This window comes from Mediterraneibacter sp. 210702-DFI.5.30 (genome assembly GCF_020560115.1).
Classification (GTDB): domain Bacteria; phylum Bacillota; class Clostridia; order Lachnospirales; family Lachnospiraceae; genus Mediterraneibacter; species Mediterraneibacter faecis.
This window is the reverse complement of the sequence record NZ_JAJCME010000009.1, coordinates 1-26,351: the sequence shown is the minus strand read 5'-3', so window position 1 is coordinate 26,351 and position 26,351 is coordinate 1. Positions and strand designations below refer to the sequence as shown.

18 protein-coding genes are annotated in these 26,351 nt (G+C 42.0%); 17 read left to right on the top strand and 1 reads right to left on the bottom strand.

Annotated features, from left to right (window positions below; all coding sequences use genetic code 11):
* The first annotated feature begins 2 nt into the window (after positions 1–2).
* The 14 genes from recN (at position 3) to LI126_RS10275 (ending at position 23,131) form a co-directional block, all read left to right on the top strand.
* A complete protein-coding gene (gene recN, locus LI126_RS10340) occupies positions 3–1,679 on the top strand; it encodes a DNA repair protein RecN (protein WP_227165323.1) in 1,677 nt (558 codons plus the stop codon).
* Positions 1,680–1,769: 90 nt separating this feature from the next.
* Positions 1,770–2,858 carry a SpoIVB peptidase gene (gene spoIVB, locus LI126_RS10335; protein ID WP_227165322.1) on the top strand — a complete coding sequence of 363 codons (1,089 nt, stop codon included), beginning with the start codon at positions 1,770–1,772 and terminating at the stop codon, positions 2,856–2,858.
* A 122-nt stretch (positions 2,859–2,980) separates the two neighbouring features.
* Entirely contained in the window at positions 2,981–3,766 is a 786-nt protein-coding gene (spo0A, locus tag LI126_RS10330) for a sporulation transcription factor Spo0A (protein WP_020436272.1), read from the top strand.
* Positions 3,767–3,870: 104 nt separating this feature from the next.
* On the top strand, positions 3,871–5,319 hold the full coding sequence (gene glgA / locus LI126_RS10325) for a glycogen synthase GlgA (RefSeq protein ID WP_117914469.1): 1,449 nt from the start codon (positions 3,871–3,873) through the stop codon (positions 5,317–5,319).
* A gap of 64 nt (positions 5,320–5,383) precedes the next feature.
* Positions 5,384–6,253 (top strand): methylenetetrahydrofolate reductase [NAD(P)H], encoded by an 870-nt coding sequence (metF, locus tag LI126_RS10320; RefSeq protein WP_227165321.1) that lies wholly within the window; start codon positions 5,384–5,386, stop codon positions 6,251–6,253.
* Positions 6,254–6,269: 16 nt separating this feature from the next.
* Positions 6,270–6,920, top strand: a complete 651-nt coding sequence (locus LI126_RS10315; protein ID WP_227165320.1) for a vitamin B12 dependent-methionine synthase activation domain-containing protein — start codon at positions 6,270–6,272, stop codon at positions 6,918–6,920.
* 35 nt (positions 6,921–6,955) lie between these two features.
* Entirely contained in the window at positions 6,956–9,352 is a 2,397-nt protein-coding gene (locus LI126_RS10310; protein ID WP_015529111.1) for a homocysteine S-methyltransferase family protein, read from the top strand.
* A gap of 13 nt (positions 9,353–9,365) precedes the next feature.
* Positions 9,366–10,877: a 4Fe-4S dicluster domain-containing protein gene (locus LI126_RS10305; RefSeq protein ID WP_144366691.1), complete on the top strand. Its 1,512-nt coding sequence runs from the start codon at positions 9,366–9,368 to the stop codon at positions 10,875–10,877.
* Between the two features lie 100 nt (positions 10,878–10,977).
* Positions 10,978–13,617 carry an alanine--tRNA ligase gene (gene alaS / locus LI126_RS10300; RefSeq protein ID WP_227165319.1) on the top strand — a complete coding sequence of 880 codons (2,640 nt, stop codon included), beginning with the start codon at positions 10,978–10,980 and terminating at the stop codon, positions 13,615–13,617.
* A 201-nt stretch (positions 13,618–13,818) separates the two neighbouring features.
* Positions 13,819–13,995, top strand: a complete 177-nt coding sequence (rpsU, locus tag LI126_RS10295; RefSeq protein WP_004054229.1) for a 30S ribosomal protein S21 — start codon at positions 13,819–13,821, stop codon at positions 13,993–13,995.
* 433 nt (positions 13,996–14,428) lie between these two features.
* The gene (gene gdhA, locus LI126_RS10290; protein ID WP_055172668.1) at positions 14,429–15,763 is read left to right on the top strand and encodes an NADP-specific glutamate dehydrogenase; all 1,335 of its coding nucleotides are present in this window, start codon (positions 14,429–14,431) and stop codon (positions 15,761–15,763) included.
* A 440-nt stretch (positions 15,764–16,203) separates the two neighbouring features.
* Positions 16,204–18,816, top strand: a complete 2,613-nt coding sequence (locus tag LI126_RS10285) for a cation-translocating P-type ATPase (RefSeq protein ID WP_227165318.1) — start codon at positions 16,204–16,206, stop codon at positions 18,814–18,816.
* A gap of 13 nt (positions 18,817–18,829) precedes the next feature.
* Positions 18,830–20,686, top strand: a complete 1,857-nt coding sequence (gene ftsH / locus LI126_RS10280; RefSeq protein ID WP_227156810.1) for an ATP-dependent zinc metalloprotease FtsH — start codon at positions 18,830–18,832, stop codon at positions 20,684–20,686.
* Between the two features lie 3 nt (positions 20,687–20,689).
* A complete protein-coding gene (locus tag LI126_RS10275) occupies positions 20,690–23,131 on the top strand; it encodes a cation-translocating P-type ATPase (RefSeq protein ID WP_227165317.1) in 2,442 nt (813 codons plus the stop codon).
* A 112-nt stretch (positions 23,132–23,243) separates the two neighbouring features.
* On the opposite strand, the gene LI126_RS10270 is transcribed toward LI126_RS10275, so the two are convergent.
* A complete protein-coding gene (locus LI126_RS10270; RefSeq protein WP_015529118.1) occupies positions 23,244–24,446 on the bottom strand; it encodes an aspartate kinase in 1,203 nt (400 codons plus the stop codon).
* A 244-nt stretch (positions 24,447–24,690) separates the two neighbouring features.
* Between LI126_RS10270 and LI126_RS10265 the strand changes: the two genes are divergently transcribed.
* The 3 genes from LI126_RS10265 to LI126_RS10255 are packed head-to-tail and all read left to right on the top strand — an operon-like array spanning position 24,691 to position 26,299.
* The gene (locus LI126_RS10265) at positions 24,691–25,392 is read left to right on the top strand and encodes a DNA alkylation repair protein (RefSeq protein WP_227165316.1); all 702 of its coding nucleotides are present in this window, start codon (positions 24,691–24,693) and stop codon (positions 25,390–25,392) included.
* Positions 25,393–25,412: 20 nt separating this feature from the next.
* A complete protein-coding gene (locus tag LI126_RS10260; protein ID WP_015529120.1) occupies positions 25,413–26,042 on the top strand; it encodes a flavodoxin family protein in 630 nt (209 codons plus the stop codon).
* Between the two features lie 17 nt (positions 26,043–26,059).
* Entirely contained in the window at positions 26,060–26,299 is a 240-nt protein-coding gene (locus LI126_RS10255) for an RDAC family protein (RefSeq protein ID WP_015529121.1), read from the top strand.
* The last annotated feature ends 52 nt before the right edge of the window (positions 26,300–26,351 follow it).

Genomic DNA, 26,351 nt, shown 5'->3' with positions numbered 1-26,351 from the left:
ATATGTTACAGAATCTGTATGTGAAAAATCTTGCTTTGATTGATGAAACAGAAGTAGAGTTTGTGGAAGGATTGAATATTCTGACCGGTGAAACCGGAGCAGGAAAGTCAATCCTTCTTGGCTCTGTTACGCTTGCACTGGGTGGAAAATACAATGCACAGATGCTTCGAAACGGGGCAAAAAGCGGATTGGTAGAACTTACTTTTCACATCAAAGAAGAAAAGATTTTAAAGAAGCTGGAGGCCTTGGACATTTATCCGGAAGACGGATATCTGACATTGAGCCGCCGCCTTTTAGAAGGCCGAAGTGTCAGTAAGATTAACGGTGAGACAGTGAATATGAGCGTCCTTAAAGATGTAGCCAGTCTTTTGATCGATATTCATGGACAGCATGATAATCAGACATTGCTTCATCGAAAGAATCATTTAACACTGCTTGATCTTTATGGGAAAGAACAGACGGATCCGTTAAAAGAAAAAATGGCTTCCTGCTATCAGGAATGGAAGACAGTATGTAAGAAGGTGGAACAATCTTCGCTGGATGAAGAGAGCCGAAGAAGAGAACTTTCTCTTGCTGAATTTGAAGTGAATGAGATTGAAGAAGCAGCTCTTAAAGAAAGTGAAGATGAACTTTTAGAAGAACAGTATCGCAAGATGACAGATAGCAGAAAACTCACAGAAGGAGTTGCAGAAGCGTATCAGTATACTGCAGAGGACGAACGTGGAAATGCAAGTGATTACTTAAGCCGTGCAATCCGAAGCCTTCAGGAAGCAGCATCTTTTGATGAAAAGGGAAGCCAGCTTTATGATCAGATCGTGGAGATCGATAGTCTGCTGAATGATTTCAACCGGGATCTGGCAGAATATGCAAAGAGTTTTGAATATTCGGAAGAAGAGTTTTCAGAAGTTGAGTCCCGCCTGAATGAAGTGAATCATTTAAAGGCAAAATATGGAAACACTGTCAGTGATATCCTTGCATATTGTGAGGAAAAAAGACAGAGACTATCGGAACTGGAAGATTACGATTCTTTTATGCAGGAACTTTTGGAGAAACAGAAAAAAGCAGAAAAGCAGATGGAAAAGGCTGCGATGGAACTGCATGAAGTGCGTGAACAAAACGCAGTTAAATTTGCCGAGGAAATTGTTCATCAGATGTCAGAACTGAATTTCCTGGATGCACGTTTTGAAATTCGTTTGACAGAAGCAAAAAGTTATTCTGCACAAGGAAAAGATGATGCAGAGTTTTATCTGTCGGTTAATCCGGGAGAACCTGTGCGTCCACTGGGGGATGTCGCATCCGGAGGAGAACTATCCCGTATTATGCTTGCAATCAAGACCGTACTTGCAGATGAAGAAGATACACCGACTTTGATATTTGATGAGATTGATAGTGGAATATCAGGAATCACAGCAGGTCGTGTCGGAGAGAGACTGCAGTTGATCGGAAAGAGCCGTCAGGTAATTTGTATTACACATCTTTCACAGATCGCAGCGGCAGCAGATGTTCATTTTTGTATTCATAAAGAGGCAGAAGATAATTCTGTGAGAACACAGATCGAGAGACTTGATCAGGAAGACTCTGTTGCAGAGCTTGCAAGACTTCTTGGGGGAGCAAATGTGACAGATGGAATCATAGACAGTGCCAGAGAAATGAAGGAACTGGCAAAAAGAGAAAAATAATACCAGTGTGAAAAGAAGAAGATCCACACATACTAAGAGCAGATGCAAACAGCATCTGCTCTTAATATTTGCAAGAGAGGAGTGTGGATCATGAAAGAACGCAGGAAAAGGAATATGAGCAGGACAGGTCTGTTGTTTATGTTCTGCTTATTGATGTTATGTGGCTGTGCACAGATTACAGGATTTATGGAAAATACGGAAGTCAGTGGCCGGGAAGTGGAAAGTCTGGCTGCGGAAAAGGAAGACGATACGGTTCTACTTGGAGGAATGCCGGTTGGAATTTATATGGAAACGGATGGTGTACTGGTTTTAGACACGGAGAAAATGACGGGGATGGATGGAAAGGAATATACACCTGCACAGGGTGTAGTGAGTTCCGGTGATTATATTACAGAAGTAAATCACCAGAAGATTGAGGGGAAAAAACAGTTGATGGATCTGGTGGAACATCTGGATGGAGAGAAGGTCCTTCTGACAGTCAGACGCGAAAATACGATATTAGAAAAGAAATTGACTCCTGTGCAGATTTCAAAAGGAAATTATCGACTTGGAATCTGGGTAAGAGATAATGTACAGGGACTTGGGACGATCACATTTTTGACAAAAAATAACACGTTCGCAGCACTGGGACATGGTATTCATGATATTGATACAAGTACACTTCTTATGATCAAAAGAGGAACGCTTTATAGAACCAGTATTCAGAAAGTGCAAAAGGGAAGCAAAGGGAATCCCGGAACAATGGAAGGGATTATTGTTTATAATCGGTTTCATCGGCTTGGAGTGATCGAGAAAAATACGGATGCAGGTATTTATGGAGAATTAAATTCAGACAGAAGCTGGATAGGAGAGGAAGTTCCGATACAGGTAGCAAAAAAAGAGGAAATAAAGACGGGGGAGGCAAGGATTCGCTGCTACATTGATGGTGAGGTGAAAGAATATACAATCTGTATAACACAAATTGACAAAGAATCCGACCAGGTGAACAAAGGAATGATAATCCAGGTGACAGATACAGAATTATTGAAAAAGACAGGAGGCATCATTCAGGGGATGAGCGGGAGTCCCATCATTCAGAATGGAAAACTGATCGGAGCTGTGACGCATGTGTTTGTACAGGATTCGACAAAAGGATACGGTATTTTTATTGAAAATATGTTGAAAGAGGAAGAATCGTGAAAAGGGTCGAAAAGGATGTCGAAATACTACTGCAAGATTTTCTTGAATACGACAAAAAAGCTGGAATATAATACACGAGTGGTGTAACAAGACAAACGTTCTCAGAAAAAGGAGAGAAGAAGATGGAACATTTGAAAATAGCCATTGCTGATGATAACCAGAAAATTTTGGATCTTTTGGATCGTGTGATCGGGATGGAAAAAGACATGAATCTGGTCGGAAAGGCGAAAAATGGTGAAGAGATGTGTCAGATCATCAAAGATAAACAGCCGGATGTTGTTCTTCTCGACCTGATTATGCCGAAAATGGATGGATTGACGGTCATGGATCGGATCAATCATGACAAAACTGTCAGCAAGCATCCGTATTTTATCGTAATCACAGCAGTTGGGCAAGAAAAGATTACAGAAGATGCTTTTAATAAAGGTGCAAATTACTATATGATGAAACCGTTTCAAAATGAGATGTTGTTAGAACGAATCCGAAGTGCGGGGCGGATGTCACACGGTATGGAAACAAGAAGCTCTGAGGCGGCATCTGATAATAGAGGAGAAAGTCTGGAGACACGAGTGACAAATATGCTGCATGAAATCGGAATACCGGCTCATATTAAGGGGTATCATTATCTAAGAGATGCGATTATGATGGCGGTAGATGATATGGATGTGCTCAATGCAATCACAAAGATCCTGTATCCAACCGTTGCAAAGAAGTATCAGACAACATCAAGCAGAGTAGAACGTGCGATCCGACATGCGATTGAAGTGGCATGGAGCAGAGGAAAGCTGGACACTCTGGATGAACTTTTTGGGTATACAGTAAGCAATGGAAAAGGGAAACCGACAAATTCTGAATTTATTGCTCTGATCGCAGATACAATACAATTGGAATACAGGCATGGGAAATAAGAAGTAAAATACAATGAGAAATCCTTTGCATTATGATAAAAATGCGGTATAATATTTTATAAGTAATTGCCGAAAGAGGGCAAGTGAAAGTGGAGGATCTAAGTATGAAAAACATTTTGTTCGCTTCATCAGAATGTGTACCATTTATAAAGACCGGGGGTCTTGCTGACGTTGTAGGTTCACTTCCAAAAGATTTTGATAAAGAGAAATATGACTGCCGTGTAGTTTTACCTAAGTACATGTGTATGAAACAGGAGTGGGTAGAGCGCCTGGAGTATATCACAAACTTCTACATGGATTTTGCAGGAGAGGATCGCTATGTCGGAATCTTTAAGACAGAATTAAACGGAGTTACATTTTATTTTATTGATAATGAATTTTATTTTTCGGGATTTGCTCCATATGATGGAGATCCGAAGTGGAATATTGAAAAATTCTCTTTCTTCTGTAAGGCAGTTTTAAGTATTCTTCCGGTTATTGGGTTCCGTCCGGATCTGATTCACTGTCATGACTGGCAGACAGGTCTGATTCCGGTATATCTGGATAATTTCCGTTTCTTTGGAGAATATTACAGAGGAATCAAGACAGTTATGACAATACATAACCTGAAGTTCCAGGGGGTATGGGATACAAAGACTGTACAGGGAATCACAGGACTTCCGGATTATTATTTCGTTCCGGATAAGCTTGAGGCATATAAAGATGCTAATATGCTCAAAGGCGGTATTGTTTATGCAGATAAGGTGACAACAGTAAGTCATAGCTATGCAGAAGAGATCAAGACACCGTTCTATGGAGAAGGTCTTGACGGACTGATGGCAGCAAGATCAAATGATCTTTGCGGTATTGTGAATGGTCTGGATTACAATGACTGGAATCCGGATACAGATTATAGAATCGCAAAGACATTTAACGTTGAGAATTTCCGGAAAAACAAACCGGTGAATAAGGCTGCTCTTCAGGAAGAACTTGGACTGGATAAAGACAATCATGTAATGTTGATCGGAATCGTTTCCCGTCTGACAGACCAGAAAGGATTTGATCTGATCGATTATATGATGGATGAGATGTGTCAGGATGCAGTACAGATTGCAGTACTTGGAACAGGAGATCCGAAATATGAGAATATGTTCCGTCACTTTGCATGGAAGTATGCAGGAAAGGTTTCAGCGAATATTTTCTATTCCGATGATCTTTCTCACAGACTTTATGCCGGATGTGATGCATTTCTTATGCCATCCTTATTCGAACCATGCGGACTCAGCCAGCTGATGAGTCTGAGATACGGAACACTTCCGATTGTTCGTGAGACAGGAGGATTGAAAGATACTGTAGAACCGTATAATGAGTTTGAGAAGACAGGTACAGGATTCAGTTTCTCCAATTATAATGCACATGAGATGCTGAACACCGTACGTTATGCAGAAAGAATCTATTATGACAAGAAACGTGACTGGAACAAGATGATCGAGCGCGCGATGGCTCAGGATTTCTCATGGATGAATTCTGCAAGACAGTATGAAGATCTGTACAGAAGTCTGATCGGAGAATAAGAATTATAAGAAGTAACAAAGAAGTAATACAAGAGTAACACAAGAGCAAGGAGTAACAGACCCGATGAAAATTATTGACAAACTGAACCAGAAAGGCATCCACATTTCTTTTGAGGTGTTTCCGCCGAAGACAGATGCAGGATTTGACAAAGTATTATCAGCAACAGATGAGATTGCCAAACTGAACCCATCTTATATCAGCGTAACCTATGGAGCCGGTGGCGGAACAAGCAAGAACACAGCGAAGATCGCATCCCATATTAAGGATGATCTCGGAGTGATAAGTCTTGCACATCTGACATGTGCTTCATCCACAAAAGAAGAAGTTGGAGAGGTAATTGAAAACCTGAAGGCTCATGGAATTGAGAATATTCTCGCTTTACGAGGAGATATTCCGGAAGGCATGACATTCCCTGATGGTGATCGATTCCATTATGCTTATGAACTGGTACAGGAGATCAAGAAACATGGGGATTTCTGTATTGGTGCAGCATGTTATCCGGAAGGACATGTGGAGCAGGAACATAAAGAGGATGATATCCGTTATCTGAAACAGAAGGTAGAAAGTGGAGTTGATTTCCTTACAACACAGATGTTCTTTGATAATGATATCCATTATAATTTCCTGTACAGAATCAGAGAAGCAGGGATCACAGTTCCGGTTCTGCCGGGAATCATGCCGATTACCAGTGCTGCTCAGATGAAGCGAAGCCAGGAACTTTCCGGAACAGTATTTCCGAGAAGATTTCTTGCAATATTAGATCGCTTCGGAAGTTCTCCGGAGGCGATGAAGCAGGCAGGAATTGCTTATGCGACAGATCAGATTATTGACCTTCTTGCGAACGGTGTGAATAATATTCATATTTATTCTATGAATAAGCCAGAGATTGCAATTGCGATTATGAATAATCTTTCCGAGATTATCAAGTGTTAAGAAAGTGAATGACCAGATGATAGAGACAGAGAAGAGAGTACGTGAAGCAGTTCGTTATCTGGGATTTGGAAAAAATGAGGCAGATGAACGAACCTTGGAACTGATCCAACAGTCTTTCAAAGACCTGGAACAGGAAGCAGGGCCTAAGTCCATCTGCCAAATTTTTGATCTGAATCATACAGATGACGGAAGACTGGTTATTGGACAGATGAAGATTCGAAGTAAGAGCCTGAGTAGAAATCTGAAAGGATGCCGTCAGGTTGTTCTTTTCGGAGCAACACTTGGCGCCGGAGTTGACCGGCTGATGCGCAGAATTTCTTTGACAGATATGGCAAGAGCAGTTATTTTGCAGTCTTGTGCAGCAGCAATGTTAGAAGAATATTGTGATGAGTGTCAGAAGAAGATTGCGGCAGAACTTGAAGAAGAACATTTGTATTTAAGACCGAGATTCAGTCCCGGATATGGAGATTTTGATATCTGTTATCAGGAACCAGTCGTGCGAATGTTGAATTGTGCAAAGACAATCGGGTTGACTTTGACAGACAGCTTTATGATGACACCAACAAAGTCGGTAACAGCAGTAATTGGAATCAGTACACAGAAGGACAGATGTCCAATCTCAGGATGTGAGGTCTGTACAAAAAAAGATTGTGAATACCGACGGTAAGCAAGAGATAAGAGAGGAAGGATTGATACAAAAAGATGATACGAGAACGCCTGGGAAAAGAGTTATTATATTTTGACGGCGGAATGGGAACCTTGCTTCAGGCAAAGGGACTTCAGCCGGGAGAGTTACCGGAGACATGGAATGTTACACATGCGGATGAGATCAAAAACATTCACAAACAATATATTTCAGCAGGAAGTGATATTGTACTTGCGAATACATTTGGAGCGAATGCATTGAAATTCCATTGCGATGATTTTCCATTGGAAGAAATTATCCGTCTTGCGATCAGGCATGTGAAGGATGCGGCTGAAGAGGCAAGTGGTGGAAGAAGAATCTACACAGCACTGGATGTCGGACCGACAGGAAAGCTTTTAAAACCGATGGGGGATCTGGATTTCGAGACAGCATATGAGACATTCAAAGAAGTTATGATCCTCGGAGAGAAAGCCGGTGCGGATCTGATCCATATTGAGACCATGAGTGACACTTATGAACTGAAGGCAGCAGTGCTTGCAGCGAAAGAGAATACATCCCTTCCGGTTTTCGCTACGACGATTTTTGATGAACGGGGAAAGCTTCTGACCGGAGCAGATGTTCCGTCTGTTGTGGCAATGCTTGAAGGATTAAGGATCGATGCCCTTGGAATCAACTGTGGAATGGGACCGGAGCAGATGCTGCCGATCCTGGAGCAGATCATGAAGTACTCCTCTGTGCCTGTGATCGTTAAACCGAATGCAGGTCTTCCTAAGCAGAAAGACGGAGAAACTTATTACGATGTTTCTCCGGAAGAATTTGCTTCTGTTATGCGTCATGTTGTTGATCTTGGGGCAGTTGTGATCGGGGGATGCTGCGGAACAACTCCTGCACATATTGCAGAGATGGTGAAGCAGTGTAAAGACATTCCGGTGAAGCCGATTGAGAAGAAAAGTTATACTGTAGTATCTTCTTATGGACAGAGTGTGTTCCTTGGAACCGGATCAAAGATTATTGGCGAGCGTATTAATCCAACCGGAAAGAAACGCTTTAAACAGGCGCTTAAGGAACATGATCTTGATTATATTTTAAAAGAAGGAATTGCACAGCAGGATAACGGTGCACATATTCTGGATGTTAACGTAGGACTTCCGGATATTGATGAGCCGACATTGATGAAGGAAGTTGTTCAGGAACTTCAGAGTGTGACGAATCTTCCGCTTCAGATTGATACGGTTGATACGGTTGCGATGGAGAATGCACTTCGCATTTACAATGGTAAGGCGATGGTCAATTCAGTCAGTGGAAAGCAGGAGTCAATGGATGCAGTATTCCCACTGATCCGGAAGTATGGCGGTGTTGTGATCGGCCTGGCACTTGATGAAGACGGAATCCCGGCAACAGCCGAGGGACGTGTACAGATTGCGAAGAAGATTATCGCAGAGGCAGCAAAATACGGTATCGAGAAGAAAGATATTGTAATTGATGCCCTGGCAATGACGATCAGTTCAGAACCGGAAGGAGCAAAGGTGACACTTGAGACACTTCGCAGACTTCGTGACGAAGTTGGTGTGTGTACTGTGCTTGGTGTATCAAATATTTCTTTCGGTCTCCCAAGCAGACCGATTGTAAACTCCATCTTTTATACGATGGCAATGCAGAATGGTCTGAGCGTTGGAATTATCAATCCGAACTCGGAGGATATGATGAAGGCATGGTATGCATACCATGCGTTAATGAATCTGGACAGCAACTGTGAGAATTATATTAATAAATATGCACAGCAGCCGGGAACAGCTCCGGTTTCCGCAACAGGTTCAGCTCACAAGATGACACTGAAAAGTGCAATTGAGAGAGGGCTTCGTGAAGAGGCGAACAGCATTACATCTGAGATGATTCAGGAGAAAGATGGTCTGGAGATCATTAACGAAGAGCTGATCCCGGCACTGAATACGGTAGGTGAAGGATTTGAGAAGGGAACAGTCTTTTTGCCTCAGCTACTGATGAGTGCTGAAGCGGCCAAGACAGCATTTGCGGTGCTTAAAGAGAAAATGGATAGCAGCGGAGAAGTTCAGGAGAAGAAAGGAAAGATCATTCTTGCTACAGTAAAAGGGGATATCCATGATATCGGTAAAAATATCGTGAAGGTTCTGCTTGAAAACTATAGCTTTGATGTGATCGATCTTGGAAAGGATGTTCCGCCGGAGACAATTGTTGATACAGTACTTGAACAAGATATTCATCTGGTAGGATTAAGTGCTTTGATGACAACAACTGTCGTAAGTATGGAAGAGACGATCAGACAGCTTAGAGAGAAAGCTCCGCATTGTCTTGTGATGGTAGGAGGCGCTGTACTGAATCAGGACTACGCAGATATGATAGGAGCTGATTTCTATGGTAAAGATGCCATGCAGTCGGTTCATTATGCACAGAGAGTTTTTGGAACTGAAGAATAGGAGGAGATCAAAAATGAGAGGATTACAAACACCGGTTCGTGCAATCCGAAGACAGGTATTTACAGAAGTTGCCAAGCTTGGATTTAAAGCAAATGCAGAGACATTGGTAGCAGATATGGAAGCAATTCCATATGAAATTGTAGGAGAAGATTCAGAAGTAAAATACCGTGAGAGTATTTATCGTGCAAGAGCAGTCGTAAGAGAAAGACTTCGTCTTGCGATGGGACTTTCCCTTCGTCCGGAGAATAAGCCGGTCCATTTGACAGCGGGAGTTGAGGCCAGTAATATTTCTGAGAAATATTATGAGCCGCCGCTGATGCAGGTGATTCCGTCCGGATGCGAGAGCTGTGAGGAGAATAAATACGAGGTAAGTAATATGTGCAAGGGATGTCTTGCACATCCGTGTCAGGAAGTCTGTCCGAGAGGTGCTATTTCCATGGTGAATGGAAAGTCATTTATCGATCAGGATAAATGCATCAAGTGTGGAAAATGTAAATCTGTCTGTCCATACGATGCGATTGCCAAGAAAGAACGTCCTTGCAAGAAAGCATGTGGAGTGAATGCAATCACATCGGATAAATTAGGACGTGCTTATATTGATGCTGACAAATGTGTTTCCTGCGGAATGTGTATGGTAAGCTGCCCGTTTGGTGCGATCTCTGACAAGTCTCAGATCTTCCAGCTGGCTCGTGCACTTTCAGAAGGAGAAGAGATTGTGGCTGAGGTAGCACCGGCATTTGTTGGTCAGTTTGGACCGAATATTAATGTGAGAAATTTCAAAGCAGCTCTTGAAGAACTCGGATTTTCAGAGACATATGAGGTTGCTCTTGGAGCGGATATCGGAGCAATTGCGGAAGCACATCATTATGTGAATAAAGTGACAACCGGAGAACTTCCATTTCTTCTGACATCCTGTTGTCCATCCTGGGCAATGCTTGCGAAGAAGTTCTTCCCGGATCTGATCGATCAGATCTCACAGGAACTGACTCCGATGGTTGCAACAGCACGAACAATCAAACAGGAACATCCGAATGCGAAGGTTGTATTTATCGGACCTTGTGCAGCGAAGAAGCTGGAAGCTTCCAGACGTACTGTGAGAAGTGATGTGGATTTCGTTGTTACATTTGAAGAATTGCAGGCAATGTTTGATGCGAAGGGAATTGATCTGACAGCTTATGAGGCAGAGTCTTCCTTCCATGATGCGACAGGAGCCGGACGTGGATACGCCTGTGCAGGAGGAGTTGCAAAGGCAATCGAAGAATGTATTAACGAGTATTACCCTGGAACGCAGGTTAATATCGAGCATGCGGAAGGTCTGGCAGAATGTAAGAAGATCCTGACACTTGCCAAAGCCGGAAGAATGAACGGATGCCTGATCGAGGGTATGGGATGTCCTGGCGGATGTATTGCAGGAGCTGGAACGAATATTCCAATCCCGACTGCGAAGAAGGATGTCGCAGCTTATGTCAAAAACTCAAGCAGAGCACTTCCACCGAAAGAACTGGAAGAAATTGAACTGAAATAAGTAAATATAAGGATAATAACCGGCCTCCGCTTTACAAACGGAGGCTGTTGTGGTATATTACAAAATGGGCTTTTTATGAGCGAAAGAGGAGGATGGATGTATGCAGCCATACGGAGTAAACCAATTAAGAAAAATGTTTTTGGAGTTCTTTGAGAGCAAGGGACATCTTGCAATGAAGAGCTTTTCTTTAGTACCACATAATGATAAGAGTCTTCTCCTGATCAATTCAGGAATGGCTCCGCTGAAACCATATTTCACAGGACAGGAGATCCCGCCGAGAAGAAGAGTGACAACATGTCAGAAATGTATTCGTACAGGAGATATCGAGAATGTCGGTAAGACAGCACGTCACGGTACATTCTTTGAGATGCTTGGAAACTTCTCTTTTGGAGATTATTTCAAGAATGAAGCAATCGAGTGGTCCTGGGAGTTCCTTACAGAAGTTGTGGGACTTGATCCGAACAGATTATATCCTTCAGTATACGAAGATGATGATGAAGCGTTCGAAATCTGGAATAAGAAGATGGGAATTCCGGCAGAACGTATCTTCCGTTTTGGTAAGGAAGATAACTTCTGGGAGCACGGTTCAGGTCCATGTGGTCCGTGTTCTGAGATTTACTATGACCGTGGAGAAAAATACGGATGTGGAAAACCGGGATGTACAGTAGGATGTGAGTGTGACCGTTACATGGAGATCTGGAATAACGTATTCAGCCAGTTCAACAATGACGGACACGGCAACTATACAGACCTGATCCAGAAGAACATTGATACAGGTATGGGACTTGAGCGTCTTGCCTGCATCGTACAGGATGTAGATTCCATGTTTGATATCGATACAATGAAAGCACTGAGAGACCATGTATGTAATCTCTCCGGCAAGCAGTACGGAATAGATCATGAGACAGATGTTTCTCTGCGTGTTGTTACAGACCATATTCGTTCCGTAACATTTATGGTTTCTGATGGTATCTTACCTTCTAACAGCGGTCGTGGATATGTTCTCCGCCGTCTGTTAAGACGTGCATGCCGTCACGGAAAGCTGCTCGGAATTGACGGAGCATTCCTTGTAGAGCTTGCAACAACTGTAATTGAAGGTTCCAAGGATGGATATCCGGAGCTGGAAGAGAAGAAAGAGTTTATCTTTAATGTAATTGCGAAAGAAGAAGCGAACTTCAATAAGACAATCGATCAGGGACTTGCAATCCTTGCAGATATGGAAGCTGAGATGGAGAAGAATGGAGAGAAAGTTCTTTCCGGAGAGAATGCATTTAAGCTTTATGATACTTATGGATTCCCAATCGATCTGACAAGTGAGATCCTGGAAGAAAAGGGGCTGACTTATGACGAGGAAGGATTCAAGAAAGCACAGGAAGAACAGCGTGCGAAATCAGAAGGAACATTCGGAACTCATTCTTATACAGGAAAAGAAGTTTCTGTATACGATCAGCTGGATGCAGCACTTGAGACAGAATTTGTCGGATATGATAATCTGACATTTGATTCTAAGGTTACAGCTCTTACAACAGAGACGGAGGTTGTTGATGCACTTTCTGACGGAGAAAAGGGAACAATCATCGTTGAGCAGACGCCATTCTATGCAACAATGGGTGGACAGGAAGCTGATAAAGGTGTGATTCGTACAGCCGATGGAGAGTTTGTTGTAGAAGATTGTATTCACCTTGCAGGAACAAAGGTTGGACATGTAGGACATGTTGTAAAAGGAATGATCAAGATTGGTGATGCGGTAACTCTTGAAGTTGACGCAAAGAACCGTGCACTTACAGAAAGAAACCACAGTGCAACACATCTGCTTCAGAAAGCACTTCGTACAGTACTTGGAAGCCATGTAGAGCAGGCAGGATCTTTTGTAAATGCAGACAGACTTCGTTTCGACTTTACACATTTCTCAGCAGTAACACCTGAGGAACTGAAGAAGGTTGAAAAAATTGTGAATGAGCAGATCACAAATGCCCTCGCAGTTGTGACAAAGAACCTTCCAATCGAGGAAGCAAGAAAGACAGGAGCACAGGCTCTGTTTGGTGAGAAATACGGTGATGTTGTACGTGTCGTAGATATGAGCGGATTCTCCGTTGAATTCTGTGGTGGTACACATGTTAAGAATACATCAGAGATCACAGCACTGAAGATTATTTCTGAGAGTGGTGTAGCAGCAGGTGTTCGTCGTATTGAAGCCCTGACATCTGAAGGACTTATGAACTACTATGCTGAGATGGAGCGTCTTCTCAAAGAAGCAGCACAGCTTGTAAAAGCAACTCCGGAGAATCTTGCAGAGAAGATCACACATCTTCAGGCAGAGAACAAGTCTCTGAAGGGAGAAGTTGAGAGTCTTAAGAGCAAGATGGCTCAGAGCGCAGCAGGAGACATCCTTGACCAGGTGAAAGAAGTAAAAGGTGTGAAGCTTCTTGCAGCACAGCTTGACGGTGTTGATATGAATGGACTTCGTGACCTTGGAGACCAGCTCAAAGAGAAGCTTGGCGAAGGTGTGGTTGTACTTGCATCAGGAAATGACGGAAAAGTAAGCCTGATGGCTACAGCAACAGACGGAGCAATGAAGCAGGGAGCACATGCCGGAAATCTTGTGAAAGCAATCGCAGGTCTTGTTGGCGGAGGCGGCGGTGGTCGTCCGAACATGGCTCAGGCAGGTGGAAAGAACCCAGCAGGAATCCCGGATGCACTTGCAAAAGCAGAAGAAGCACTGGCTGATCAGATTAAATAAAGTCATTGTAAAGAGAATCTGTCTGTGGCAGATTCTCTTTTGGGTAGAAGCAAGAAAAAAGTATAAAAAAATCGGTAAAAATCATAAAAAGCAGTTGACGTTTTGAAAAAATATGTTATAATAATATCCAGTGCAATAAATATACCCGAACAGTCGTATGATGCACAATACAAGGCTGGAGGGGAGGTTAGGTGTGAGACTATGTCAAATGTAATCGTTAAAGAAAACGAAACGTTAGATAGCGCCTTACGCAGATTCAAGAGAAACTGTGCAAAGGCTGGTATTCAGCAGGAGATTCGTAAGAGAGAGCACTACGAGAAACCAAGCGTTAGACGTAAAAAGAAATCTGAAGCTGCTAGAAAACGTAAATATAACTAATATGTGCAAATGGACAGAGTACTGGAAACAGTACTCTGTTTTTTATATGTTAGGAAAGTTCTTTCCTCACATATAAAAAACGCTCCGCTTAGGATGCGCACTGCGGCTAAAAATGCAGGTTATCTTATGAATAACCACCATTTCCCTATCTGTTTACTCGACATATAACCTTAAATATGCTGAAAATTGCAATTTGATACATTAGTTCATGCAGTTTTATCAACTTAAAGTGATAAAACTTTAAAATAATGCAATTAATGATTGACAATCTTTCATTTAGCTTATAAAATAAACGAGTAGACAACGGTGTCTGGGGTAACAGATTGCTTGTCAGTCTGTTTTTCTTGTTTTAGAAAAGACATTAGTTGACGAAAGATACAATAGTATCAGGGAGATAGAAATCCCAATCTATTTATTCTAGGAGGTAATTAAGATGTCATACGTTGATGAAGTGATTGATTTAGTTGTAAAGAAGAATCCTGCTGAGCCGGAATTCCATCAGGCAGTAAAAGAGGTACTGGAGTCTCTTCGTGTTGTGATTGAAGCAAATGAAGAAAAATTCCGTAAAGAAGCTCTTCTTGAGAGACTGGTAGAGCCTGAGAGACAGATTAAGTTCCGTGTACCGTGGGTAGATGACAAGGGTCAGGTACAGGTTAACACAGGATACCGTGTACAGTTCAGCAGTGCGATCGGACCATACAAGGGAGGTCTTCGTCTTCATCCATCTGTAAACCTTGGTATTATCAAATTCCTCGGTTTTGAGCAGATTTTCAAAAACTCCCTTACAGGACTTCCAATCGGTGGAGGTAAAGGTGGATCTGATTTCGATCCTAAGGGAAAATCTGACAGAGAAGTTATGGCATTCTGCCAGAGCTTTATGACAGAACTTTGCAAATATATTGGTGCTGATACTGATGTTCCAGCAGGAGATATTGGTACAGGCGCAAGAGAGATCGGATATATGTTCGGACAGTACAAGAGAATCCGTGGAGTATATGAAGGAGTTCTTACAGGAAAAGGACTTTCCTATGGTGGATCTCTTGCTCGTACAGAGGCTACAGGATATGGTCTTCTGTATCTGACAGACGAACTTCTGAAACTCAATGGTATTGAGCTTGCAGGTAAGACAGTTGCAGTTTCTGGTTCAGGTAACGTTGCAATTTACGCAACTGAGAAAGCACAGGAACTCGGTGCTAAAGTTGTTACAGTAAGCGATTCTACAGGATGGGTATACGATCCAGAAGGAATCGATGTTGCAGCTCTTAAAGAAATCAAAGAAGTTAACCGAGCAAGACTTACAGAGTACAAGAAGTACCGTCCGAATTCAGAGTACCATGAAGGAAGAGGAGTATGGAATGTTAAAGTTGACATCGCTCTTCCATGTGCTACACAGAATGAGCTTCACCTTGAAGATGCAAAAGCACTTGTTGCAAACGGATGTATTGCAGTATGTGAAGGTGCTAACATGCCTACAACTCTCGAAGCTACAGAGTATCTGCAGGAGAATGGTGTTATCTTTGCACCTGGTAAAGCAGCTAACGCCGGTGGTGTTGCTACATCTGCACTTGAGATGTCTCAGAACAGCGAGCGTCTGAGCTGGACATTCGAAGAAGTAGATGCTAAACTTAAAAACATCATGGTTAACATCTGCCACAACATGGTTGATGCAGCTGAGAGATACGGATTCAAGGGCAACTACGTTGTAGGTGCTAACATTGCCGGATTTGAGAAGGTTGTAGATGCTATGACAGCTCAGGGAATCGTTTAGGATTTAAGAAAATAGATTGAGATTTTCATTTGATCGATTGATAGAATAGAAAGGATACCTTATGGATAGAATGTCTGTAAGGTATTCTTTTTATATATTAGGAAAGTGCTTTCCTAATTGCAAAAAACGCTCCGCGATCTTTTAATGTTAAAATCCTGAAAATATTTCCTAAAAAGAAAATAAAGTTTATTGACATTATCAGGAAAAATGAGTATAGTTTATTTTAATAAAAGGGAGTAACTGGCGCTTTGAGTAGCGTTTGCGAGCCGTCAATACGATGGAAGAAGTCCATCCGGATCGTGATGAAATGGTGAGACTTTTATTGCATGCAAGAAGCGGTGCAATAATTGTCTCTTTTTTTATTAGCACTGCAGATTAATCAGGATTATGGGTCGCACATCGTGTGAACAGTAACCAATAATCAGTTAGGAGGAATGGCAGTGAAAGCATATTATCAATTATCGGGAGAAGAAGTTTTAAGAGAAGTGAATGGCTCGGAAGAACCATTAACAAAAGAACAGGTCAGTGAAAATCAAAAGAAATACGGCCCGAATGAACTGACTGAAGGAAAAAAGAAGACAACATTTCAGATTTTTTTGGAGCAATATAAGGATTTTCTGGTGATCATCCTTATTATAGCAGCGATCGCATCAGGATTTATGGGAGATATTGAGAGCGCAGCTGTTATTGTTATCGTGATCACAATGAATGCAATTCTGGGAACTGTGCAGACAGTAAAGGCAGAGTCATCTCTGGCAAGTCTGAAGAAATTATCCGGTCCGGAAGCAAAAGTTCTTCGTGATGGAGTGGTTGTCCCGATTCCGTCTTCAGAAGTTACTGTTGGAGACATTATTATGTTAGAGGCGGGAGACTATATTCCTGCAGATGGACGTATTCTGGAATGTGCAAGCATGAAGGTTGACGAAAGTGCATTGACGGGAGAGAGCCTTGGTGTCGAGAAGACGACAGATGTGATTGAACAGGACGAAGTTCCTCTTGGAGACCGTATTAATATGGTATATTCCGGAAGCTTTCTCACGTATGGAAGAGGTTCTTTTGTAGTTACAGAGATTGGAATGAATACAGAAGTTGGTAAAATTGCAAGTCTTCTGAAGACGACATCTGAGAAGAAGACTCCATTGCAGGTGAACCTGGATCAGTTTGGACAGAAATTATCCATTTTAATTCTTGTATTCTGTGCGATTTTGTTTGGAATCAGTGTTTTCCGTGGTGAGAATATTGGAAATGCATTTCTTTTTGCAGTTGCTCTTGCCGTTGCAGCAATTCCGGAGGCGTTAAGTTCAATCGTTACGATTGTTCTTTCTTTTGGAACGCAGAAAATGGCGAAAGAACATGCAATTGTTCGAAAACTACAGGCAGTAGAAGGACTGGGAAGTGTATCCATTATCTGTTCAGATAAAACTGGAACCCTGACACAGAATAAGATGACAGTAGAGCATTATTATGTAGATGGCCAGAGCATTTCCGCAGACAAGATCGATCTCCGGGATCCGTCTCAGAGCAGACTCCTTATCAGCAGTATTCTTTGTAATGACTCTACGAATATTGATGGTGTAGAGATCGGAGATCCGACAGAGACAGCACTGATTAATTTAGGAAGCAGTCTTGGTCTTGACCCGGAAGAAGTCAGAGTAAAGTATCCAAGAGAAAGTGAGAATCCATTCGATAGCGACCGTAAGATGATGGCAACAAAGCATTCATTAAACGGAGTGCCAACGATGATTGTCAAAGGAGCAGTTGATGTTCTTTTGAACCGGACAGACTGGGTTGAGATGAAAGGGGAGACTCATGAGATCACAGAAGAGACAAGAAGAGTAATCGAAGAGCAGAATCAGAAATACTCAAGAGAGGGATTACGAGTTCTTGCATTTGCTTATAAAGAAGTATCAGATGAGACGGAACTTACGCTGGAGGATGAAGATCATCTGATATTCCTGGGGCTGATCGCAATGATGGATCCGCCGAGAGAAGAGTCAAAAGCTGCTGTAGAAGAGTGTAAATGTGCAGGAATCCGTCCGATTATGATTACAGGAGATCATAAGGTGACAGCTGCTGCCATTGCAAAGAGAATTGGAATTCTTGAAAATGAATCCGAAGCCTGTGAGGGTGCAGAGATTGACAAAATGTCCGATGAAGAACTGAAAGACTTTGTGGAAGGGATTTCTGTTTACGCCAGAGTTTCTCCTGAACACAAGATCCGTATTGTGCGTGCATGGCAGGAAAAAGGAAACATTGTATCCATGACAGGAGATGGTGTGAATGACGCTCCGGCACTGAAACAGGCAGACATAGGAGTGGCGATGGGAATTACCGGAAGCGAAGTGTCAAAAGACGCTGCAGCAATGGTTTTGACAGATGACAATTTTGCGACTATTATTAAAGCAGTAGAGAATGGAAGAAATATATATCGCAATATTAAAGCATCCATTCAGTTTCTGCTTTCGGGAAATTTTGGAGCAATCCTGGCAGTGCTTTATGCTTCACTGATGGCACTTCCGGTACCGTTCGCACCGGTTCATCTGTTGTTCATTAATCTGCTGACAGACAGTCTTCCGGCAATTGCTCTTGGATTGGAACCACATTCGAAAAATGTGATGAAAGAAAAGCCACGACCGATAAATGAATCCATTTTAACGAAAGACTTTTTGATCAATATCGGACTGGAAGGATTATCAATCTGTACCATGGTCATGATTGCATTTACAATTGTATACAAAGACGGTAATGCACTACTTGCAAGTACAATGGCATTTGCAACACTTTGCTGTTCAAGATTGTTCCATGGGTTTAACTGTAAATCAAATCGTCCGGTTGTATTTACAAAAAGAGTCTTTAATAACATTTACCTGATCGGTGCTTTTGTAATTGGAATGATTCTGATCACGCTTGTCGTGACTGTCCCTGGACTGCATAACATCTTTAAAGTGCAGACACTGACATTGTCGCAGTTACTTACTGTGTATGGTCTTGCAGCATTGAATCTTCCGATTATACAGATGATAAAGGCAGTTCATGCAAAATTTAGAAAATAGGAGGAACAACAGTATGAAGAAAGTCGAGAAACCAAAGAAGCCATTAATCTTTTACTATTTGATTGCTTTGATTATTCTCGTGCTTCTTAACACATTTCTTTTTCCGAATATTCTAGGAAAGAATAAGGTGAAAGAAGTCGATTATGGAACCTTTCTTACTATGGTCGAGGGAAAAGAAGTATCAAAAGTAGAGTTGAATGGAGACACTATTTATTTTACAGATAATAGCGAGGAACCGAAATATTATGAGACAACAACGTTTGATGATCCAAATCTGGTAAATCGTCTGGAAGATGCGGGATGTGAATTCGGAAGAGTCGCACAGCAGGAGATGAATCCGCTTCTTAGCTTTTTCCTTGTATGGATTTTACCACTTTTGATCTTCTGGGCATTAGGACAGTGGCTTGCAAAGAAGATGATGGCCAAGATGGGTGGAGGTGCAGCAGGAAATCCGTTCATGCAGTTCGGAAAGAGCAATGCGAAGGTTTATGTGGAATCTACAACAGGAATCACTTTCCAGGATGTAGCCGGAGAAGATGAAGCGAAGGAACTGCTGACAGAGATTGTGGATTTTCTTCATAACCCGCAGAAATATACGGAGATCGGTGCAGTATGTCCGAAAGGAGCACTTCTTGTAGGACCTCCGGGAACCGGTAAAACTTTGCTTGCAAAAGCAGTTGCAGGAGAGGCAAATGTACCATTTTTCTCAATCTCCGGTTCAGAATTTGTAGAGATGTTTGTTGGCATGGGAGCTTCTAAAGTACGTGATCTTTTCAAACAGGCGAATGAAAAAGCACCTTGTATTGTATTTATTGATGAGATTGATACAATCGGTAAAAAGAGAGATAACGCAGGATATGGTGGAAATGATGAGCGTGAGCAGACATTGAACCAGTTGCTGACAGAGATGGATGGGTTCGATGCATCTAAGGGTGTTGTGATCCTTGCCGCAACGAACCGACCGGACAGTCTTGATCCGGCACTTCTCCGTCCGGGAAGATTTGACCGCCGTATTCCGGTGGAACTTCCGGATCTTAAAGGGCGTGAAGAGATTCTGAAAGTTCACGCGAAGAAAGTAAGACTTGGAGATGACATTGACTTTAATGCAATCGCAAGAGCTGCATCAGGAGCATCAGGAGCAGAGCTTGCAAATATGGTAAATGAAGCGGCACTGCGCGCAGTCAGAGAGAATCGTAAATATGTAACGCAGGCAGATCTTGAAGAAAGTATTGAAACTGTTATCGCCGGATATCAGAAGAAGAATCAGGTACTTTCTTCCAAGGAAAAATTAATTGTTTCTTATCATGAAATCGGTCATGCGTTGGTAGCAGCATTACAGACGAATTCAGCACCGGTTACAAAGATCACGATCATTCCGCGTACATCAGGTGCCTTGGGATATACAATGCAGGTTGAATCAGAAGAACGGAATCTGATGACACAGGAAGAGCTGATCAACAAGATCGCGACACTGACCGGAGGAAGATGCGCAGAAAAACTGATTTTTAATTCTATCACAACAGGCGCATCGAATGATATCGAGCAGGCAACAAAGCTTGCAAGAGCAATGATCACGCGTTATGGAATGAGTGACCGGTTTGGTATGGTTGCTCTTGAGACGCAGAACAATCCATATTTGGGAGGAGACAGCAGTTTAAGTTGTTCCTCGCAGACAGCAGCAGATATTGATCAGATGGTTGTAGATACCGTAAAACACGGATATGATACAGCGATGGATCTTTTGGAGAAAAACCAGAAGAAACTTCATGAGCTTGCAAAATACCTGTATGAGAAAGAAACAATTACAGGAGAAGAATTTATGCAGATTTTGACGAGAACGGAGACGTTGGAAGAAGCAGAAGGGAAGTAACAGATGGCAAGAAGCAGAAACAAGAAAACAGAGATTGAAGAAGAAATAGAGAAGCGGATACCGACAACCCGTTACAATCCGGATTATAAAGTCGGATTGACAGCACAGCAGGTGCAGGAGCACAGACTTCATGGCTGGGTAAACAGGGCAGTCGATCCTCCGTCGAAGACAACGAAAGAGATTGTACATGAGAATGTATTTACTTACTTTAACTTAATCTTTCTTGTTCTGGCTATTTTGTTATGTCTGGTTGGATCCTTCCGGGATCTGACCTTTCTTCCGGTTATTATTGCAAATACGTTGATTGGTATTATACAGGAAGTGCGTGCCAAAAAAGTGCTGGATAATCTGACCATGCTAAATGCACCGAAAGCGACTGTAGTGCGAGATGGTAAAAGATCGTTGATTGATGCAGAAGAGTTGGTAGTTGATGATATTGTCATATTTAAAGCCGGCGCGCAGGTATGTGCGGATGCACAGGTTTGTGCAGGTGAAGTACAGGTAAATGAATCCCTGCTGACAGGTGAGTCTGATGAGATTACAAAACATGCCGGAGATCAGCTGATGTCAGGAAGTTTTATTATTTCCGGTCAATGTCATGCAAGACTTGATAAAGTCGGTGAAGATTCTTATATTTCAAAGCTTACACTGGAAGCAAAAGAAATGCAGAATGGTGAGCAGTCAGAGATGATCCGCTCGCTGGATAAATTGGTTAAATGCGTCGGTGTGGCAATCATTCCGATTGGAATCATACTCGTTGCACAGTCTCTGGTATTCCAGAATGCATCATTCCATTCAAGTATTACGTCAATGGTAGCGGCTGTGATCGGAATGATTCCGGAGGGACTTTACCTTCTTGCAAGCGTTGCACTTGCTGTCAGTTCAATTCGGCTTGCACAGCAGAAAGTATTGCTTCATGATATGAAATGTATTGAGACACTTGCGCGTGTTGATGTACTTTGTGTAGATAAAACTGGTACGATCACAGAAAATACGATGAAAGTACAGGAACTTATTCCAACGGAGCAGTACGATACGGAAAAGATGGGATCTCTTCGTCTTATGGTCGGAGATTTTGTTTCAGCTATGACAAACGATAATATCACAATGGCTGCAATGAAAGAATATTTTACACATTCTTCAGGCGCAAAAGCAATTTCCAAGACAGGATTTTCATCTGCGACAAAGTACAGCAGTGCTACATTTGAAGATAAGACATATGTTCTTGGAGCGCCGGAATTTGTACTTCTGGATGATTACGAGCAACATAAGGAAAAAATCACAGAGCTTGCATCTACAGGTGCCCGTGTTCTTGTATTTGGTACTTATGCAGCGGAGATTGATGGAAAAGCACTGACAGAGCCGGTAACACCGTTGGGCTATATCTTACTTGCGAATCCAATCCGTGAGGCGGCAAAAGAAACATTCCAGTACTTTGCAGAGCAGGGAGTTGAAGTGAAAGTTATTTCTGGAGATAATCCGGTTACAGTTTCCAAGGTTGCAAAAACAGCAGGAATTAAAAATGCTGAGAATTATGTGGATGCATCAAGTCTTGAGACAGAAGAAGATATTAAGAAAGCAATTCTTGAGAAGACAGTGTTTGGACGTGTAACTCCAAACCAGAAACGACAGTTTGTTCAGGCACTTAAAGAGGCTGGGAAAACAGTTGCTATGACAGGAGATGGAGTAAATGATGTCCTTGCTTTGAAGGATGCAGACTGCAGTATTGCAATGGCATCAGGAAGCGAGGCAGCGGCACAGGCTTCTCAAATCGTACTTCTGGAGTCAGATTTCTCTTGTATGCCGCAGGTTGTATTAGAAGGAAGAAGAGTAGTCAATAATATCCAGCGTTCGGCGAGTCTGTTCTTGGTTAAGAATATATTCTCTTTCCTGCTGAGTCTTTTCTCGGTAGTATTTATGTTTACTTATCCACTGGAACCATCACAGGTATCACTGATCAGTATGTTTACAATCGGCATTCCGGCGTTCTTCCTTGCACTTGAGCCGAACAAGAATATCATCAAAGGACATTTCCTGACGAATGTATTCCTGAAAGCACTCCCGGCAGCACTTACAGATGCATTGGCGGTTGGGGCACTGGTTGTCTTTGGAAAGACATTTGGAGTAGGAGAGCAGGATATCTCAACAGCAGCAACGATGCTTCTGGCAATTGTAGGATTTATGATCCTCTATAAGATCAGTGCACCGATGAATAAGCTTCGTGCAGGGATTCTTGGCGGATGTATCGCAGGATTATTATTCTGTAGTATTTATTTGAATCAGCTGTTTGCGATTAGCGGAATGACAACAAAGTGTATCATGCTTTTTGTTGTATTTGCGATCGCAACAGAGCCGGTACTTCGTTATCTTACAATTCTTCTTGGAAAAGGAAGATTCTATTACAGACGTTTGCGCGGAAAAACGTCGTTAGAGGAAGAAGCATAATGTGCAGTGAAAAATAAAAAACAAATGTAATTATTCAGAACAAAAATAAGATAAAAATCAAGCGGCAGCAGGGAATTATTAATCCTTACTGTCGCTTGATTCTGCTTTACTTTTAATCAAAGAAAGTTTCATGCAGTTTACGTACTGCAAGATCTGCATAGGCTTCATCGATCAGAGCAGTGATGCGAATCTCAGATGTAGTAACCATCTCTGTGTTGACATCAATACTTGCGAGTGCACCGAACATCTTTGCAGCAACACCTGAATGAGAACGAATACCGGCACCAATGACAGAAACTTTGGCAACATTTTCATCAGAATCCAGTTTCTTAATGCCAAGATAGTCTTTGCTTTCATTTAACAGATCCAAAGCACGGAGCATGTCCGATTTTGCAACAGTGAAGGATACAGATTTTGTACCGTCTTTACCAAGAGACTGGATCATGACGTCAATGTTCAGTTTATTCTTATCTAAAAGATTTAAAAGACGGAATGTGCTACTAGGCTCGTTCCCGAGACCGGCAACACGGATTTTGGCTACATTTTTATCGGCTGCCACACCACTGATTAACATTTTTTCCATTTTCGTTTTCTCCCTTACAATTGTTCCTGAATTGTGGTTTAAGCTAGAACATACCAGAAGTTCTACACCGTATTTTTTCGCAATTTCTACACATCTGCTGTGAAGGACTTTCGCACCAAGAGAGGCCATCTCAAGCATCTCATCATAAGTGATCTCCGTCATTTTATGAGCGTTTGGAACAACGCGTGGATCGGCGGTATATACTCCGTCTACATCTGTGTAAATTTCACAGACATCGGCATGGAGTTCAGCAGCAAGAGCAACCGCTGTTGTGTCAGAGCCGCCGCGGCCAAGAGTTGTGATATCTTCATACTTATTGATTCCCTGGAATCCGGTTACGATGACGATCTTGTTCGCATCAAGCTCTTTACGGATACGCTCGGAATCAATTCTCTTGAATCGCGCATTTTGATAATTTGAAGTTGTATGCATTGGAACCTGCCATGCATTCAGTGACACTGCACTGACGCCCATGGAAATCAGAGTCATTGCCATTAAGGATACAGAAACCTGTTCACCGGTTGTGAGAAGCATATCTAATTCCCTGCGGGAAGGCTGCTCTGTGATCTGTTTTGCTGTTGCGATCAGATTATCTGTAGTCTTTCCCATAGCAGACAGGACAACAACAACCTGGCTGCCTTCGCGCTGCTTTGCGATACAGCGGTTTGCTACGTTGCGGATGTGCTCCAAATCGGCCACGGAGCTTCCGCCAAATTTCATTACTGTCAGCATATTTTTATCTCCCTTATATTCTCTGACGAATCTGTGTTGCTGGTAATATATAGTGTGAGCAGTAACAGCAAAAAAGTCAGAGAATTTTTAGTTACTGTTCATAGTGGGTGTGAGCAGCAACTTTATACGTAGATAAGTATAGCAAAAAAAAGAAATAAAATACAGAAGAACATTTGTTCTATATACTTGCAGTGGCATAAAGTGTGTGTTATACTGCAAATTAGCAGAAAGCAGGTGAATAAAGATGACTCCAAAAGAAGTAATACCAAAAGTGCAGCAGGACCTTTTTACAATGCAGGATCTAAAATATCGGGATTTTCACGCAAAACTGATGCCAACAGTAGAGAAAGAATCAGTGATAGGAGTGAGAGTCCCTGTACTTCGAACTTATGCAAAGAAATTCGGGAAGACAGAAGAGGCGAAGCAGTTTCTTAAGATCCTGCCACATCAATATTATGAAGAGAATAATCTGCATGGGCTTCTGATCGAGCAGATTAAAGATTATGAACTCTGTATAGAAGAACTGGAGCGCTTTCTGCCCCATATAGATAACTGGGCAACCTGTGATCTTTTGGCAGTCAGAACAGTGAAGAATCATCTGAATTCTTATATCAAAAAGATAGATCGATGGCTGGAATCAGAGCATATATATACGATCCGATTTGGAATCAATATGCTGATGCGCTATTATCTGGAAGAAGAATTTAAGTTAGAATATCCGAGGAAGGTTGCCGCAATTCGTTCAGAAGAGTATTATGTAAATATGGCCAGGGCATGGTATTTCGCAACAGCACTTGCCAAAAAGTATGATCAGGTTCTTCCATTTCTAGAAGAACAGAAGATGGATGTATGGACACATAATAAGACAATCCAGAAGACAATCGAAAGCTATCGGATCACGCCGGAACAAAAAGAGTATCTGAGAACTTTGAAGATAAGGCAATAATGTTCGTAGGAGGAGAAATAATGGCAGAAAAATTAAGAGTACTTATGATTAATGGAAGTCCAAGAGCAAACGGAAATACTAGTGTAGGACTAAAAGAAATGGAAAAGATTTTTCAGGAAAATGGAGTAGAAGTAGAGACAGTAGTTGTTGGAAATAAACCTGTCCGTGGATGTGTTGCCTGTGGAGGATGTGCTTCCAAGCAAAAATGTGTTTATGATGATGTAGTTAACGAACTGGCTTTGAAATTCGAGAAAGCAGATGGACTGGTTATCGCAAGTCCAGTCTATTATGCATCCGCAAATGCAACATTGATCGCCTGTCTTGACCGCCTGTTCTACAGCACACCATTTGATAAGACTATGAAAGTAGGAGCAAGTGTTGTCTGTGCAAGGCGCGGTGGATGTTCAGCAACATTTGACGAGTTAAATAAATACTTTACAATTTCTGGAATGCCAGTTGCTTCCAGTCAGTATTGGAATAGTATTCATGGAAGAATACCAGGAGAAGCAGAGCAGGATGGAGAAGGAAAGCAGACTATGAGAGTCCTCGCCAGAAACATGACATTTCTTATGAAGAGTATTGCCTTGGGTAAAGAACAGTTTGGACTTCCGGAGAAAGAAGAACGAATTGCAACACATTTTATTAGGTAAAGAAGAGGAGAATTAAAATGAGTTATGTATCTTTTAATGATGTGATAGAATTAAATGGAATTCTTAAAGATAAAGGTCTGAATTTCCGAATTCATCTCAGGGACACTTGTGGAAGACAATCCTTCTGGATCGAACCACTCGGTAATTGCGCCTGTGAAGGACGATATGATGAGATGTATCAGGTGGTAGAAGAGTACCTCGAAGGAAAAGGATTTTCCGTGCAGTACGACGATCAGAAGATGAATTTTGTGGTATAAATTTGTATTTAGATGTTTGAATTCTGAGTGATGAAGCAAAAACTTTTGTTGG